Annotated in this window: 12 protein-coding genes; 10 read left to right on the forward strand and 2 right to left on the reverse strand. The window is 69.9% G+C overall.

Annotation, left to right across the window (positions count from 1 at the left end):
• The first annotated feature begins 53 nt into the window (after nt 1–53).
• From CACI_RS21910 to CACI_RS21950, 9 genes are all read left to right on the forward strand, one after another.
• Nucleotides 54–404: a metallopeptidase family protein gene (locus CACI_RS21910; protein WP_015793022.1), complete on the forward strand. Its 351-nt coding sequence runs from the start codon at nt 54–56 to the stop codon at nt 402–404.
• Nucleotides 405–551: 147 nt separating this feature from the next.
• A complete protein-coding gene (locus CACI_RS21915) occupies nt 552–1,346 on the forward strand; it encodes a TIGR03084 family metal-binding protein (protein ID WP_015793023.1) in 795 nt (264 codons plus the stop codon).
• The gene (locus CACI_RS21920; RefSeq protein ID WP_015793024.1) at nt 1,343–3,088 is read left to right on the forward strand and encodes an acyclic terpene utilization AtuA family protein; all 1,746 of its coding nucleotides are present in this window, start codon (nt 1,343–1,345) and stop codon (nt 3,086–3,088) included. The genes CACI_RS21915 and CACI_RS21920 overlap by 4 nt, the downstream gene beginning before the upstream one ends.
• Complete coding sequence (locus tag CACI_RS21925) at nt 3,085–4,248, forward strand: acyl-CoA dehydrogenase family protein (protein WP_015793025.1); 1,164 nt, start codon at nt 3,085–3,087, stop codon at nt 4,246–4,248. Before CACI_RS21920 ends, CACI_RS21925 begins: the two co-directional genes overlap by 4 nt.
• Complete coding sequence (locus CACI_RS21930) at nt 4,245–5,843, forward strand: acyl-CoA carboxylase subunit beta (RefSeq protein WP_015793026.1); 1,599 nt, start codon at nt 4,245–4,247, stop codon at nt 5,841–5,843. The genes CACI_RS21925 and CACI_RS21930 overlap by 4 nt, the downstream gene beginning before the upstream one ends.
• Before the next feature lie 21 nt (nt 5,844–5,864).
• Nucleotides 5,865–7,871 (forward strand): acetyl/propionyl/methylcrotonyl-CoA carboxylase subunit alpha, encoded by a 2,007-nt coding sequence (locus CACI_RS21935; RefSeq protein ID WP_015793027.1) that lies wholly within the window; start codon nt 5,865–5,867, stop codon nt 7,869–7,871.
• On the forward strand, nt 7,868–8,686 hold the full coding sequence (locus CACI_RS21940; protein ID WP_015793028.1) for an enoyl-CoA hydratase family protein: 819 nt from the start codon (nt 7,868–7,870) through the stop codon (nt 8,684–8,686). Before CACI_RS21935 ends, CACI_RS21940 begins: the two co-directional genes overlap by 4 nt.
• Nucleotides 8,687–8,764: 78 nt before the next feature.
• Complete coding sequence (locus CACI_RS21945; protein ID WP_190276820.1) at nt 8,765–9,376, forward strand: TetR/AcrR family transcriptional regulator; 612 nt, start codon at nt 8,765–8,767, stop codon at nt 9,374–9,376.
• A gap of 266 nt (nt 9,377–9,642) precedes the next feature.
• Nucleotides 9,643–10,893 carry a DUF4190 domain-containing protein gene (locus CACI_RS21950; protein WP_190276791.1) on the forward strand — a complete coding sequence of 417 codons (1,251 nt, stop codon included), beginning with the start codon at nt 9,643–9,645 and terminating at the stop codon, nt 10,891–10,893.
• Between the two features lie 259 nt (nt 10,894–11,152).
• Here the strand turns inward: CACI_RS21950 and CACI_RS21955 are convergent, their stop codons facing one another.
• Together CACI_RS21955 and CACI_RS21960 are read right to left on the reverse strand one after the other, a co-directional pair.
• Entirely contained in the window at nt 11,153–12,181 is a 1,029-nt protein-coding gene (locus tag CACI_RS21955) for a LacI family DNA-binding transcriptional regulator (protein WP_015793031.1), read from the reverse strand.
• A gap of 153 nt (nt 12,182–12,334) precedes the next feature.
• Entirely contained in the window at nt 12,335–14,518 is a 2,184-nt protein-coding gene (locus CACI_RS21960) for an NEW3 domain-containing protein (RefSeq protein WP_015793032.1), read from the reverse strand.
• Nucleotides 14,519–14,725: 207 nt separating this feature from the next.
• Between CACI_RS21960 and CACI_RS21965 the strand changes: the two genes are divergently transcribed.
• Nucleotides 14,726–16,693, forward strand: a complete 1,968-nt coding sequence (locus CACI_RS21965; protein WP_049871668.1) for an ABC transporter ATP-binding protein — start codon at nt 14,726–14,728, stop codon at nt 16,691–16,693.
• Nucleotides 16,694–16,739 lie beyond the last annotated feature (46 nt).

A 16,739-nucleotide genomic window follows, 5' to 3' on the forward strand; every position in this document is an offset into this window, starting at 1 on the left:
CGACTTGCCCGCCTTGGCCGCGTTGACCGTCTTAGTGGTGCGACAATAGCTCTGTGATCACGATCGCGCCCGAGCAGTTCGAGGAGTTGGTCGGCCAAGCGCTGGATTCCATTCCCCCGGCGCTGGGGCGGCAGATTCGGAACGTGGCGGTTGTCGTCGAGGCTGAGGCGCCGTATTCCGGGCTGTTGGGCCTGTACGAGGGCGTGCCGCTGACCGGGCGGGGGGAGTGGTACTCCGGTGTACTGCCGGACCGGATCACCATCTACCGGAACGAGATTCTCAAGATCTGCCACAGCTATGACGATGTGGTGCGGGAGGTGCGGGAGGTGCGGACGACCGTGATCCACGAGGTGGGGCATCACTTCGGGATCGACGACGACCGTCTGCACGAGCTCGGCTGGTAGCGGGTAGGCGCGGGCCGCGGTGGCTCAGCTCGGCCATCCCAGCTACGGTCATGCGGAAATCAAGCGTGCATGATTGATTTTTTCTTCCCGGCCTGCCAGGCTCGCCGAGGGCGGGGACGCCCGCAGCGGACACCACCGGGAGGCGCGATGGCAGTGCTGGACGATCTGCTCGAAGACCTGGCCGCCGAGAGCGGCGCCCTGGACGCCCTGCTGGCACCGCTGGAGGACGCCGCGTGGCGCACGCCGACGCCCGCGCCGGGCTGGACGGTCGCGCACCAGATCGCGCACCTGGCCTGGACCGACCGCGTCGCGGCGCTCGCCGCCCGGGACCCCGAGGCGTTCACCGCGATGCTGACGGCCGCCCTGCAGGAGAGCGGCACAGCGTTCGTCGATCAGGAAGCTGAGCGCGGCGCGCAGCAGAGTCCCGCCGAGCTGCTGGCGGCCTGGCGCGCCGACCGCCACGACCTGGCCGCGGCGCTCCCCGCGGTCCCGCCCGGCGGCAAGCTGCCCTGGTTCGGCCCGCCGATGGGCGCCGCGACCATGGCCACCGCGCGCCTGATGGAGACCTGGGCCCACGGCCAGGACGTCGCCGACGCCCTCGGCGTGAAGCGCGAGCCGACCGCCCGCCTGAGGAACGTCGCGCACCTGGGCGTCCGTACCCGCGATTTCGCCTACATCCAACGTGGTCTGCCGGTCCCGGACAGCGAGTTCCGCATCGAACTCACCGCGCCCGACGGCAGCCTGTGGACCTGGGGTCCGGAGACGGCGGCAGAACGTGTGAGCGGCCCGGCGCTCGACTTCTGCCTGCTGGTCGCCCAGCGTCGCCACCGCGACGACCTCGCCGTCCAGGTCGTCGGCGACCAGGCGGACCAGTGGCTGAACATCGCGCAGGTGTTCGCGGGCCCGAGCGGGTCCGGTCGGAGCAAGGGACAGTTTTCATGAGTGCCGCCAACAGCGTGACCAGCCTGTCGCAGAATCCGGATATCCTCCGCATCGGCAACGCCTCCGGTTTCTACGGCGACCGCTTCTCCGCGGTCCGCGAGATGCTCGAAGACGGCGAGCTGGACGTCCTGACCGGCGACTACCTCGCCGAGCTGACCATGCTCATCCTCGGCCGCGACCGGATGAAGCACCCTGAGTCGGGCTACGCCAAGACCTTCCTGCGCCAGATGGAAGACGCCCTCGGGCTGGCGCTGGAGCGCGGCGTCAAGATCGTGGTGAACGCCGGCGGGCTGAACCCGGCGGGCCTGGCCGACAAGCTCCGCGAGCTCGCACAGACGCTCGGGCTGGACGCGGCGATCGCGCACGTCGAGGGCGACGACCTGCTGCCGCGCGCAGCAGAGCTCGGATTCGCCGGGGCGCTGACGGCGAACGCCTACCTCGGCGGCTTCGGGATCGCCGAGTGCCTGCGCGCCGGCGCCGACGTCGTGGTCACCGGACGGGTGACCGACGCGTCGCTGGTCGTCGGCCCGGCGGTCGCGCGCTTCGGCTGGCAGCGCTCCGACCACGACCGCCTCGCCGGCGCCGTCGCGGCGGGTCACGTCATCGAGTGCGGCGCGCAGGCCACCGGCGGCAACTACGCCTTCTTCACCGAGATCGCCGACCTGCGCCGCCCCGGCTTCCCGATCGCCGAGGTGCACGCCGACGGCTCGGCCGTGATCACCAAGCACGCCGGGACCGGCGGCGCCGTCAGCGTCGGGACGGTCACCGCGCAGTTGTTGTACGAGATCACCGGCCACCGGTATGCCAACCCTGACGTCACCACGCGCCTGGACACCGTGACCCTGGCCCAGGACGGCCCGGACCGGGTCCGCATCAGCGGCGTCGTCGGCGAAGCCCCGCCGCCGCAGCTCAAGGTGGCGCTGAACAAGCTCGGCGGCTTCCGCAACGAGGTCGAGTTCGTCCTCACCGGCCTGTCGATCGAAGCCAAGGCGGACTTGGCGAAGGAACAACTGCTAGCCGGGCTCACCACCGCGCCTGAGTCGCTGGAATGGACGCTGGTGCGCACCGACCAGCCCGACGCCGACACCGAGGAGACCGCCAGCGCCCTGCTGCGCTGCGTCGTGCGGGATCAGAACCCGGACACCATCGGACGCGCGTTCACCGGCGCCGCCGTCGAGCTGGCGCTGTCCGGCTACCCGGGCTTCCATGTGACGGCTCCGCCCGGCGCGGCCTCGCCCTACGGCGTCTACACCGCCGCCTACGTCGACGCCGCCGAGGTCACCCACGTCGCGGTGCTGCCCGACGGCGAACGCGTCACCATCGCACACCCGGACCTGACGCTGGAGCTACAGACAGCGCCTGATCCCCTTCTCCCAGAACGACTTCCCGCCGAGGAGACCCACCTCGCCCCGCTCGGTCTGGTCTTCGGCGCGCGCAGTGGCGACAAGGGGGGAGACGCGAACGTCGGCGTCTGGGCTCGCAGCGACGAAGCGTGGCGCTGGCTCGCCCACGAACTCACGGTCGAGCGTTTCAAGGTTCTGCTTCCTGAAGCCGCCGATCTGCGCGTCACCCGCCACCTGTTCCCGAACCTGCGGGCCGTGAACTTCGTGGTCGAGGGCATCCTCGGCGCCGGTGTCGCCTCCCAGGGCCGGTTCGACCCGCAGGCCAAGGGTCTCGGCGAATGGCTGCGCGCCCGCAACGCCGACCTCCCGGTCTCCCTGCTGAAAGGAAGCGAGCAGTGAACCGCCTGTCCGGTCCTGCCTGGTCGACCGAGGAACGCAGGGCTCTGAGAGCGACCGTCCGCAGGTTCACCGAGCAGGAAGTCCTGCCGAATCTGGACGGCTGGGAGCGCGCCGGTGAGCTGCCGCGCGAGCTGTCCAAGAAGGCCGGTGCGCTGGGTCTGCTCGGCGTCGCGCATCCGGTCGAGGTCGGCGGCGGAGGCGGCGACCTGATCGACGCCATCACCGTCAACGAGGAGATGCACGACGCCGGCGGTTCCGGCGGCTTGTTCGCATCCTTGTTCACCTGCGGCATATCCACGCCGCACCTGGTAGCCGCGAACGATCCCGAGCAAATCGAGCGCTGGGTCAAGCCGACGCTGGCGGGGGAGAAGATCGGGGCGCTCGCCGTGACCGAACCCGGCGGCGGCAGCGACGTGGCCCGTATCCAGACCACGGCGCGGCGCGACGGCGAGCACTTCGTGGTGAACGGCGCCAAGACCTTCATCACCTCCGGCGTCCGCGCCGACTACGTGGTGGCTGCCGTTCGCACCGGAGACTCAGGCGCCAGCGGCATCTCGTTGCTGGTCGTCGAGAAGGACACACCGGGCTTCACCGTCAGCCGCCGGCTGGAGAAGCTCGGATGGCTGTGCTCTGACACCGCCGAACTGGCGTTCCAGGACGCCCGCGTCCCGGTCGAGAACCTCGTCGGCGCCGAGAACAGCGGGTTCTTCCAGCTCGCCGAGCACTTCTTGTCCGAACGCGTCGCGTTGGCCGCGCAGGCGTACTCCCACGCCCAGCGCTGCCTGGACCTCGCCGTGGACTGGACGCGAAAACGCCAGACGTTCGGCAAGCCGCTGATCGACCGGCAGCTCGTCCAGAACACCCTCACCGAAATGGCCCGGAAGATCGACGTGGCGCGCACCTATACCCATGCCCTGATAGACCGGTCCCTCGCCGGTGAGAAGGACCTGATCGCAGAAGTCTGTTTCGCCAAGAACACGGCGGTGGAGACCGCCGAGTGGGTGGCGACGCAGGCGCTGCAACTGTTCGGAGGCCTGGGCTACATGCGCGAATCAGAGGTCGAACGGCACTACCGCGACGTCCGGATCCTGGGCATCGGCGGCGGCGCGACCGAGGTGATGAACGGGCTGGCGGCGCGCGTGCTGGGCTTCCGCTCGTGACCGCGCTGCGCACGGCGCTGGACGCCGCCTCCGCCGACCACCTGGCCCACACCGAGGCGATGCGCGCCAAGCTCGCCGAGATCGAGACCGAGCATGCCAAAGCTCTGACCGGCGGCGGCGAGAAGTACCTCGCGCGCCACCACGACCGCGGCAAGCTGCTCGCCCGCGAGCGCATCGAGCTGCTGCTGGACCCGGACTCCCCGTTCCTGGAGCTGTGTCCGCTGGCCGGCTGGGGCAGTGAGTCCACGGTCGGCGCGGCGCTGGTCACCGGCATCGGCGTGGTCTGCGGCGTGGAGTGCCTGATCGTCGCCAACGACCCGACCGTGCGCGGCGGCGCGACGAACCCCTGGACGCTGCGCAAGTCCTTCCGCGCGCACGAGGTCGCCGAACAGAACCGGCTGCCGGTGATCGCGCTGGTCGAGTCCGGCGGCGCGGACCTGCCGACGCAGAAGGAGGTCTTCATCCCCGGCGGCCGCACCTTCCGCGACATCACCCGCGCCTCAGCCGCCGGCATCCCGACCATCGCCATCGTGTTCGGCAACTCCACGGCTGGTGGCGCCTACATCCCCGGCATGTCAGACCACGTAGTCATGATCAAGGAGCAGTCCAAGGTCTTCCTCGGCGGTCCGCCGCTGGTGAAGATGGCCACCGGCGAGGAGTCCGACGACGAGTCGCTCGGCGGCGCCGAGATGCACGCCCGCACCTCCGGTCTGGCCGACTACCTCGCCGCCGACGAGCACGACGCGATCCGCATCGGGCGGCGCATCGTCAGCAGGCTGAATTGGCGCAAGCAAGGCCCGGCGCCGCGCGCTACGGTCCTGCCGCCGCTGTTCGCCGAGGAGGAACTGCTCGGGATCGTCCCGCCGGACCTGAAGACGCCCTTCGATCCGCGCGAGGTGATCGCCCGGGTCGCCGACGGCTCGGACTTCGACGAGTTCAAGCCTTTGTACGGCTCCTCGCTGGCGACCGGCTGGGCCGAGATCCACGGCTACCCGGTCGGCATCCTGGCCAACACCCGCGGCGTGCTGTTCAGCGAGGAGGCACAGAAGGCGGCGCAGTTCATCCAGCTGGCGAACCGCTACGACACCCCGCTGCTGTTCCTGCACAACACCACCGGCTACATGGTCGGCAAGGAGTACGAACAGAAGGGGATCATCAAGCACGGCGCGCAGATGATCAACGCGGTGTCGAACTCCACGGTCCCGCACATCTCGGTCCTGATGGGCGCCTCCTACGGCGCCGGGCACTACGGCATGTGCGGCCGCGCCTACGACCCCCGCTTCCTGTTCGCCTGGCCGAGCGCGAAGTCCGCGGTCATGGGACCGGCGCAGCTGGCCGGCGTGATCTCGCTGGTGATGCGCGGCTCGGCGGCGGCCAAGGGGCAGCCCTTCGACGAGGCCGCCGACGGCCAGATGCGCGAGCTCATCGAGGCGCAGATCGAAGCCGAATCGCTGCCGCTGTTCCTGTCCGGACGCGTCTACGACGACGGCGTCATCGACCCGCGTGACACCCGCACCATCATCGGGTTCTGTCTGTCCGTGATCGCCAACGCCCCGGTGCGGGGCACCGAGAAGTTCGGCGTGTTCCGTCTTTAGAAGGGCTGGAAGGACTCTGCTATGGCTGACTTCACGACGGGACCGCTGAATTCCGTCCTGGTCGCGAACCGCGGCGAGATCGCGCGGCGGGTGTTCGCGACGTGCCGCCGGCTCGGGTACGGGACTGTCGCAGTATTCTCCGACGCCGACTCCGAGGCGCTGCATACGCGGGAGGCCGACGTCGCCGTCCGGTTGCCCGGCAACACCTCCGCCGAGACGTATCTGCGCTCTGATCTGCTCATCGAGGCGGCGCTGGCGTCAGGGGCGGACGCCGTTCACCCCGGATACGGGTTCCTGTCAGAGAAGGAAGACTTCGCACAGGCGGTCGTCGACGCGGGGCTGCGCTGGCTCGGCCCGCCGCCGTCGGCGATCGCCGCGATGGGATCGAAGGTCGCGGCGAAGAAGATGATGGCCGCCGCCGGGGTTCCGGTGCTGCGGGAGCTGAGCGCGGACGAGGTCGCCGAGGCGGACCTGCCGGTGCTGATCAAGGCTTCGGCCGGCGGCGGCGGACGCGGGATGCGCGTGGTGCGCACGCTGGCGGAGCTGCCGGGGCAGTGGGAGGCGGCGCAGGCTGAGGCGGCCTCGGCGTTCGGCGACGGGACGGTGTTCTGCGAGCAGTACATCGAGACCGGACGGCACATCGAGGTGCAGATCCTGGCCGACGCGCACGGCACGGTGTGGGCGGTGGGGGAGCGGGAGTGCTCGATCCAGCGGCGGCATCAGAAGGTCGTTGAGGAGGCGCCCTCGCCGTTCGTGCAGGCGCATCCGGAGCTGCGCGCGCAGCTGTTCGCGGCGGCGCGGGACGCTGCGGCGGTCATCGGATACGTCGGCGCCGGGACGGTGGAGTTCCTGGTGGCGCCGGACGGGTCGTTCGCGTTCCTGGAGATGAACACGCGGCTGCAGGTCGAGCATCCGGTCACCGAGCTGACCTGCGGGCTGGACCTGGTCGCCTGGCAGCTGCGGATCGCCACCGGGGAGGCGTTGCCGGACGCCGGCGAACCCGGCGCGCGCGGCTCGGCGATCGAGGTCCGGCTCTACGCCGAGGACCCGGCGAAGGACTGGCAGCCGGCGTCGGGAACGCTGCACGCGTTCGGGATGCCGGGCGTCGCCTACGAGTTCGAGGTTCCGGTCGGACTGAACGAGCCGTTGCTGCGGCTGGATTCGGGCGTCGAGTCCGGCTCGGTCGTCGGCGTGTACTACGACCCGATGCTGGCCAAGGTGATCGCGTGGGCTCCACGGCGCGCCGAGGCGGCGCGGCTGCTGGCGTCCGCGCTCGCGAAGGCGGAGATCCACGGAGTCGTGACCAACCGCGACCTGCTCGTCAATGTGCTGCGACACCCGGCTTTTCTAGCCGGGGACACCGATACGGCGTTCTTCTCTACCTACGGGCTCGACGTCTTGGCGGCGCCGTTGGCATCGCCGGAGACCGAGCGCGTCTCGGCGCTCGCCGGGGCGCTCGCGGTGGCGGCGGCGAACCGGGCTGAGGCGACGGTGCTCGGCGGGTTGCCGAGCGGGTGGCGGAACGTGCCGTCGCAGTCGCAGCGGCGAGTGCTGAGCGCCGGCGAGTCCGAGTACGAGGTGCGCTATCGCTTCGGGCGCGATGGTCTGGTCGCCGAGGGGTACGACGGGGTCGCCTTGATCTCGGCCACTCCTGCCGAGGTGGTCCTGGACATCAAAGGCCTGCGACGGACGTTTCGGATCGGGCGCCACCCCCACACGGTGGTCGTCGACTCGCCGGCGGGCTCGGTGACGTTCACGCTGGTTCCGACGTTCACCGACCCCGCCGACGCAGTCGCCGCCGGATCGCTGCTGGCGCCGATGCCGGGCTCGGTGGTGCGGCTGGGCGCGGCGGGCGTCGGCGACGCGGTCGCGGCGGGGCAGCCGATCCTGTGGCTGGAGGCGATGAAGATGGAGCACCAGGTGTCCGCGCCGGTCGCCGGCGTGCTGAGCGCGCTGCCGGTGTCGGTCGGCACCCAGGTGGATGTCGGGACCGTGCTGGCGGTCGTCGAGGAGGTGGGAGCGGGATGAGCGGCGTGAGCGGCACGAGCGGCACGAGCGCGAGCGGCACGGGCGAGACCTTGGTGCGGTACGAGGCGGCGGGCGGCGTCGCGACGGTGACGCTCGACTCGCCGGCCAATCGCAACGCGCTGTCCTCGAGGCTCGTGGCGCAGCTGCACGCGGGCTTGCAGGAGGCGGCGGCGGATCCGGGCGTGCGGGTGGTCGTGCTCGGACATACCGGCAACACCTTCTGTGCCGGAGCCGACCTGTCGGAGGCGACGTCCGGGCCGGTGGATCCGGAGGGCCCGGTGGCCGGGCGTGCGCGGGCGCTGGCGGGACTGCTGCGGGCGCTCGTCGAGCTGCCGAAGCCGGTGATCGCGGCTGTGGACGGGCACGTGCGGGCCGGCGGGATGGGACTGGTCGCGGCGTGCGACCTCGCGGTGGCCGGACCGGCGGCGACATTCGCGCTGACGGAGGCGCGGCTGGGTGTCGCGCCGTCGATCATCTCGCTGACGGTGCTGCCGCGGCTGACCTCGCGAGCCGCCTCGCGCTACTTCCTGACCGGCGAGAAGTTCGACGCGGCGCGCGCCGAAGCGCTGGGCCTGGTCACGCTGGCGGCGCCGGACGTGCCGGCTGCGGTCGCCGAGCTGGTCGCGGCGCTGCGTCAGGGCTCTCCGCAGGGTTTGGCCGAGTCGAAGAAGCTGGTCACCGCTGGGGTGTTGGCGGCGTTCGATGCCGATGCGGACGCGTTGGCGTCGACCTCGGCGCGGCTGTTCGCCTCGGAGGAGGCGCGGGAGGGGATGACGGCGTTCTTGCAGCGGCGCCCCCCTACCTGGGCAGAATAAGCGTTCCGCCGATCGGCGCACGCGCCGACCATTCACCCGACCACCACTCACCGGACCACCACGACAGGCGAGCAACCCCTGATGCGCGAACCTCAGCAGGACCGAAGCCGGGCGACCCGCCGCCGCCTGCTCGAGGCGTGCGTGGAGTGCCTGGCCGCCATGGGGTGGAGCGCCACGACGGTGGCGGTGGTCGCCGAGCACGCGGGGGTCTCCCGGGGCGCCGCCCAACACCACTTCCCGACGCGCGAGGATCTCATCACCGCCGCGCTGGAGCACATGTTTGACGAGCGCATCGAGTCGGCGCGTGCCGAACTCGCCGCGCCGAGGGTCGTCGTCACGACCGAGATGGTGGTCTCGCGTCTGGTCGAGCACTTCACCGGCACGTTGTTCAAGGCGGCGTTGCAGGTCTGGACCGCCGCCGCGGCCGACGAGGCGCTGCGGGAGCGCGTAGTTCCGCTGGAGCAGAAGTTCGGGCGAGTCGCGCATCGGATGGCGATCGAGGCGCTCGGCGTCACGGACGAGGACGAGACCGTCCACCGCCTCGTCCAGGCGACGCTCGACCTGGCGCGCGGGCTCGGGCTGGCCGACGTGCTGACGGACGACTCGGCGCGTCGCGGGGAGGTCGTGAAGGCCTGGGCAGCGCATTTGGACGCGGTGCTGCGGGCCCGGCGAAACGTGGCAATCATGTGACTGAACTGGGGGTATTCTCACTTCGCCGACCCACAGGTGGTCGGCTTGGGGAGGAACCGGGGATGGAATCTGAGATAGGTCCCGACGAGGGCGATCCATCGCGCCCGACGGAGCCTGCTGGTGCTGACGGCGGTGTGTCTGAGGGTGTGCCTGAGGGTGCGCCTTTCACGGCGTTCGAGACGGACGCCGGCGATCCTTTGGCGCCGACTGACAACGTGCCCTTCGCTGCGGTCGAGCCGGCGCCGCCTCCGACGGTCGTGTCATCGATGCCTGCGCCACCGATGTCGCCTCCGCCTCCACCGCCCTATCCGCCGCAGGCATGGCCCGGCTACGGTCAGGCGCCGACCGGTCCCTACGGCTACCCGCCGCAGGGTGCCCCGCAGTACGGCACGCATCAGTACGGCACGCCCCAGTACGGTTCCCCGCAGTTCGGCTACCAGCCCTACGGCTATGGCTACGGCTACCCGCCCCAGCCGCCCCGCGGCACCAACGGCATGGCGATCGCCGCCCTCGTCCTGGGCATCTGCGGGTTCTTCTTCGTCACGCCGATCCTCGGTCTGATCCTTGGCATCGCCGGTCTCGTGACGGTCAGGCGGACCGGCCAGAAGGGCAAGGGCCTGGCGGTCAGCGGAATCGTGCTGTCGGGCGTGTGGATCGCCCTGTTCGCGGTGCTCATCACCGTCGCCGTGATCAACATGCCGGACCCGCCGCGCCGGGACGTCAACGGCACGGTCGTGAGCCCCGGCTCGGTCTCGGTCTTCAGCCTGCACCCCAAGGACTGCTTCACCATGCCGGCGGGCGTCATCGGATCCACCAAGAGCCACCTGCGGAACCTCACCGTCGTGCCCTGTTCGACGCCGCACGACAGCGAGGCGTTCGGCTCCTTCACGGCGGCCGGCGACTCCTACCCCGGTACGGACGCACTGCGCACCGACGGCAACACCAAGTGCCTGCACCTGCTCGACAGCTACGTTCCGGACCCGTTCTCACTGCCGAGCGACACCCGCATCCAGTTCGTCTACCCGAACAGCCAGGCCTGGGGCGACGACCAGCGCCGGGTGAGCTGCTTCCTGCAGTTCCCCGCGCCCACGATGACGCAGTCGGTGTACCACGACCCCGCGAGCTACACCGCCGACCAGCGCCGCTTTCTCGCCGCGGTCACCCCCCTCGCCGACGCCATCGGCGACCTGAGCGACACACCGCAGGACGCGGACCTGTCGGTGCTCCGCCAACGCGCCGACGCCATAGCGACCGCGACGCAGAACGAGGTCTCAGCCCTGACCTCAGCACCATGGCCCGACACCGTGCAGACCACCGTGAACTCCCTAGCCGCCAGCCACCAGAACATGGCACAGCTGTGGACCCAGGCCGCGAAAGACACCGACCTGACCACCTTCAACCAAGACAGGCGCCGAGCCGACATCGCCTACGACCTCCCAGAGATGACATCACTCCGAACCACCCTCGGCCTCGCGACAACCAGGCCGACAGGCGGCGCCACGCAGAAGACGGTCTGAGCCGACGAAGCGGCGAGCCCGACGCGACGACATGTTCGTCGTGTCGGGCTCACGTCGTGCTCGGGTCAGATGTCGACTTCGCTATGCCTCGGCACCGGCCGCCGCAGCAGCCGCAGTCACCGGAGCCAGCCGCCGCCACGGGAGCCGCCGCCGCAGCCATAGAAGCCACCCGCCGTTGCAGCCGCCGCAGCCATGGAAGCCAGTCGCCGCCGCAGCCGCCGCAGTTCTGGAAGCCAGCCGCCGCCACAGCCCCAGCCCCCTAACCCTCAGCCCCGCAAGACCCCCGCACCACCAGCCGCGTCGCCACCTGCAGCGGCGCGTGCGCCGTGCCGTCGTCGGCGTCCAGTGCGTCGACGAGTGCCTCGACTGCGCCTGCGCCGAGTGCGACGCGGTCCTGGGCGACGGTGGTGAGTGTCGGGCGGACCAGGGCTGCGGCTTCGATGTCGTCGAAGCCGACTACTGCCATGTCGTGGGGGACGCGGAGGCCGGCGTCGGCTAGGGCGTGCAGGGCGCCGATGGCCATTTCGTCGCCGGCGGCGAAGATCGCGGTGGGCGGGTGCGGGAGTTCGGTCAGGCGGCGGGCGGCTTCGTAGCCGCTGGCGAGGAAGAAGTCGCCGTCGACGATGTGGTGCGGGTTCGGTTCGAGGTTCAGGCGGGCCATCTCCTCGCGGTAGCCCGCTAGGCGTTCGGTCGCGGGCATCATGGTCAGCGGGCCGGTGATCGTGGCGATCGCGGTGTGTCCGAGGCCGTGCAGATGGCGGACGGCGGTCGCGGCGCCGGCGCGGTTGTCGGAGGTGACGTACGTCGTGCGGTTGCGGTGCAGCGGCAGGTCGATGCCGACGCAGGGTGTGCCCGCGTCGACGAGTGCTGTGATCGCCGGATGTGTGGCGTCGACGCCCATCATGATGACGCCCGCCAGGCTGTGCTGCTGGGACGCCCGCAGGTACAGACCGACGTCGCCGGGGCTCGCGGCGCCGGCCGTGGAGAGCACCATCAGGTGGTACCCGGACTCGGCGAGCGTCTGCTTGATCCCGACGAACAGGTCCAGCAGGAACGGATGCCGCCGATCCTGGTTGGTATAGCCGGTATCCCAGATCAGCCCGATCATGTCCGAGCGCCGCCGTACCAGCGTGCGCGCCGGCTGGTTCGGGGAGTACCCGAGCCGCTCGGCCATCTCCAGGATCCGTCGCCGGGTCTCCGGACTCACCTCGGCCCGGTCGTTGAGGGCGCGCGAGACGGTGGCGGGGGAGACGCCGCTGAGGCGTGCCAGCTCGCGGATGTCCACCATGGGGCGACCCTAGCGGAAGACAGCTTGTTGCGATAGATCGTTATGTGGGAGTGCGGAAACGTATCCGCGCAGTACACGCGCGTTATTACGCCGTCGCGGTCGCGCGAGGGCGATCAGCGCCGCCGGGCAGATCGATGCCCGGCGGCGCCGCTTTCAGGGCTGAACCGTCATCGCGAAGACATGAATAGCCGGGTCGCTCGGAACAGTAACGGTCTTCACCGTCTTCGTCGCATCAATGGCGATCGAGTTGTAGAACACGTCGTAAGCGGTCCCGAAGTTCGCCGGTCCGCTCGGCGTGTTCCGGTGATCGGTGACGATCGCCGGCGTGGCGCCGTAGCCGGTCGGCGACGAGCAGCACCAGTTCGGGAAGCCGAGACTGCCCGTGCTGGACGTGCCGTCGGTGTACGCCACCGTGACGGTGTCGGTGCTGAAACCCGCCTCCGAGCCGAGGAATCCGAGCTTGGAGCCCTGCCCGGCGAGGTTCACCATCACCCCGCTGCCCGCCACGTTGTCGTTCGTCCCGGCCGCTGCCGACGGCCAGGTGAACGTCGTGCCGCCGGCGCTGATCGTCGCCCCCGGCGTGGCGCCGGCTGTGGCGAGCGACTGCGCCGAGTAACTGTCGCCGTCCCCGTCGAAGTTGCCGGGCGCGGTGTTGGTCTCATCGGTGATCGCGGTGTTGTTGAACGCGCCGGCCAGCGTCGGGAACGGCGTGTTGGTGACGTTGGACAGGTCCGCGCTGTCGGACGCCGGTCTGCCGCGATCGCGGTAGGCGACGGACGTGGTCAACGTCGTCGTCACCTTGCCCGGCGGTGGAGCGCTGGCGGTGACGACGAACGTCGCCGTCGCCGACGTCCCCGGCTTGACGTTCTTCAACGACACCGAAGCCGGCGTCGCCGTCCAACCGGTCGGCAGCTTCAGCGTGACAGAGGGCTGCTGCGCGTCGAAATACCCGTGATTGGCGAAGGAAACGCTGACCTTCGTGGGTACCCCGGCGGCGAGCGGTGCGCTGCTGATCGTCGCGGCGGTGTGGATCGGCAGGTGCTTGTCGCCTCCGGGGTGCACGCGGTAGATCACCGTCGAGTGCGGTGCGAGGGACGCCGAAATGGTGCCGTCGCTGGCGCTCGTGGCCTTGCTCACCAAATCGGTCAGCTGGAACGGCGCGCCGCGGCTCGGCAGGCCGATCTTCGCCGCGGTCGTGGTGACCGTCTGCGCCGTGTCGCCCTTGTTGAACAGCACGACCGACACATCGCCGTCCGCGAGCGGCTTGGCCAGCACGTCGTAGCCGGTCCCGGACTGCACGATCGTCCCCTGCGCGCCGAGCCGGTCCTGGTCCACGGCCACGACATCGGGGTTCGAAACGATCCCCACCTCGGCCGGGGTCAGCTTCGACAGGTCGGTGGACAGCAGGATCGGCGAGGCCATCTCGGCCCACAGCGTCATCTGGGTCTGCTCCTCGGTGGGGGTCAGCCCGCCGTTGCCGATCTCCAGCATGTCCGCGTCGTTCCAGTGCCCGGGACCGGCCCACTGCGCCAAGCCCGGGGTGTTGTCCTCGCTGTAGTTCTCCAGCACGCTCGGCCAGGCGTCGTAGATGTCCGAGCCGAAGCGCCACAGGTTGCCGTGCTGGTAGAGCCAGGTGAGCTCGTCGGTGAAGTCCGAGCCGGAGCAGCAGACGTAGGCCGGGGCGGACTCGGAGAACAGCATCGGGCGGTGCGTGTTCAGCAGCGCCTGGCTGGCCTCGGTGTAGACGATCTGCGCGACCTGGCTCTCGGTCTTGCCGGGGAACTGGTCCATCGGCTCGTAGCAGTAGTCGAGCTTGAGGTAGTCCACGCCCCAGGAGGCGTAGAGGTCCGCGTCCTGCTGGAAGTGCCCGTAGCTGCCTGCGGCGCCCTGGCAGGTGTAGTAGCCGGCGTCCTCGTAGATGCCGAACTTCAAGCCCTTGCTGTGGATGTAGTCGCCGAGCCATTTCAGACCGTGCGGGAAGCGGGTGGCGTCGACCTGCAAGTCGCCGTTTGCGTCGCGGGTCTTCTGCATCCAGCAGTCGTCGATGTTGACGTAGTCATAGCCGAGTTTGTTCAGGCCCAGCTTGACTATTTCGTCGGCGGTCTTGGTGAACAGCGCCTCGTTCATGTCGCTGTTGCATTCAAAGCCGGCCCAGTCGTTGAAACCCATCGGCGGGGTCAGCGACAGGCCGTTGTAGGAGGGGTGGGTGTTGATCGCGGGAGTAGCTGCCGTGGTGCTGGCCGAGACCGCGGGCGCGGCAGCGGTCACGGCGCCGAACACCATGACGGCCGCGGCGACGGCTCCGAACAGGCTCCGGCGTGGGGCGGTGCGGGACATATCACCTCCGAGGGAGAGAGGACTGATCTCGCCGAGTCACCGTAAGAAGTGCGGGCGCCGCGCGCAAGTGTTTGCCAGGGGTCAGTTTCAATCAGTTCCGCGCAGCGTTCGCGCAGGAGCGGCCGTCGCGGGATATCAGGCCTCGACGATCGTCGGCGTGTCGGCGAGACTGATCTGATGACGCGGTGGGGTCGGCTTTGGCAGCGTATGACCCGGCTTTTCGACGTGGACGCGGTGCCGGTGACCGTCGTCGACGACATGGCGCCGGACCCGGCGGGCTGGAGCGCCGGCTACGCCGACACCGCCGAGACCGGCTATCGCACCGTGGCACGCCGGCTGCCGATGCTCGTGGTGACCTCGTTGCGGTTGGCGGCCGAAGCTTCCAAGCCGCGCACCATCGCGCTGCTCGTGGTGCAGACCGCCTCGTCCTTCGCCGGGGCGTTCAGCCTCTACGCCACCACCGATGTTCTGGCGCCGCTGTTCGGCGCCGGCGCCACCCCGGACAAGATCCGCGCGGCGCTGCCGTCGATGTTCGTGGTGCTGGTGCTGACGGCGTCACGGTCGTTGTGCGACTCGGTGGCCAAGGCGTTCGCGGCGCAGCTCGGGCCGATGATGGACGCCAAAGCCAGTATCCGGCTGCAGGAGCTGTGTACGCGCGCCGAACTCGTCGCGTTCGACAAGGCCGATTGGGTCGACGCCTCCCAGCGTGCCGACCGCGGGTCGATCTCGGCGCGCAGCATGCTGGTCATCACGCAGCAGGTGTTGCAGAGCCTTGCGACGCTCGTCGGCGTCGCCGGGGTGCTGGCGGTGCTGCACCCGGTGCTGGTGCCGCTGCTGTTGCTGTCGGTGGTGCCGCGCTGGTGGGCCGCTGTGCGGGTGGCGCGGTTGGACTACAAGGTGTTCGTGCGCTGGGTCGAGGGGCGGCGTCGGCAGAGTCTGCTGATCGGGCTGTCGGTGACGACCACCTCGGCCGCTGCGGTGCGTGCGCTGTCGCTGTCCGGCTACCTGGTCGAGCGTTACCGCCGGATCACCGATGCCTACCTGGCTGAGCGGTTGCAGCTGGTGCGGGCCGAGACCTCGTCGATGATCGCGGGCAATGCCATCGCAGGGTTCTTCACCGGCATCGTCTACGCGGTGCTCGCGCTGCTGTTGTGGCGGCAGGCGATTCCGCTGGCGGTCGGCGGGACAGCGTATCTGGCGGTGAGCCGGGTGCAGCAGGCGTTGCTCAGCTTGGCGATGGATATCAACGAGCTGTATGCCGAAGGCCTCTACCTGGAGGACTATCGCTCGTTCTGCAACGACGCCGCCGGACATCTGCCGCCGCTGGGAAGCGAGCCGGCGCCGGCGGAGTTCGAGGAGATCGTCGCCGAGGATGTGGTGTTCGCCTATCAGGGGGCGAAGACGTCGGCGGTCGCGGGCGTCTCGCTGCGGGTGAAGCGCGGGCAGGTGGTGGCTTTCGTGGGGGAGAACGGCGCGGCGAAGACCACGATGGCGAAGCTGTTGGCGCGGCTGTACTTGCCGGATTCAGGGCGGATCCGCTGGGACGGCCACGACAGCGCCGCGATGGACGTGGAGACGCTGCGCTCCCGGATCGCCTTCATCGACCAGGACCACACGCGCTTTCCGTTCACGGCTGGTGAGAACATCCGTATCGGGGAGTGGACCGCTGATTTCGAACAGACGCGGATCGAGGAGGCGGCACAGCACGCCGGGGCACACGAGTTCATCAGTGCTCTGCCACGCGGCTACCACACGCTGTTGGAGCGGAGCCTTAGCGGCGGGCTTTCGGTCTCCGGTGGGCAGTGGCAGCGGCTGGCGTTGGCGCGTGGCTTCTTCCGGCGCGCGGCGCTGGTGATCGCCGACGAGCCGACCTCCAGCCTGGACGCGGCAGCGGAGGCGGCGTTCTACCGTCGGCTGCGCGAGTACGGCGGGACGATCGTGATGATCACGCATCGGTTGGGGAACGTCGCCGAATGCGCGGACTACATCTACGTGTTCGCCGACGGGCTCGTTGCCGAGCAGGGGACGCATGCCGAGCTGGTCGCCGCAGACGGTTGGTACGCGCGGTCTTATCGGCTGCAACGGCAGAGCTTTGAGAAGGGCGACCGCCTCGGCGAGCCGGTCGGACCGGTTGGACCGGTTGGACCGGTCGAGTCGATAGAGCCGGTCGCGTAGGTCTCGCCGAGGCCGAGGCCGAGGCTGAGGTTGAGGTTGCGGCTCG

Origin of the sequence: Catenulispora acidiphila DSM 44928 (assembly GCF_000024025.1) — a bacterium.
GTDB classification, from domain to species: domain Bacteria; phylum Actinomycetota; class Actinomycetes; order Streptomycetales; family Catenulisporaceae; genus Catenulispora; species Catenulispora acidiphila.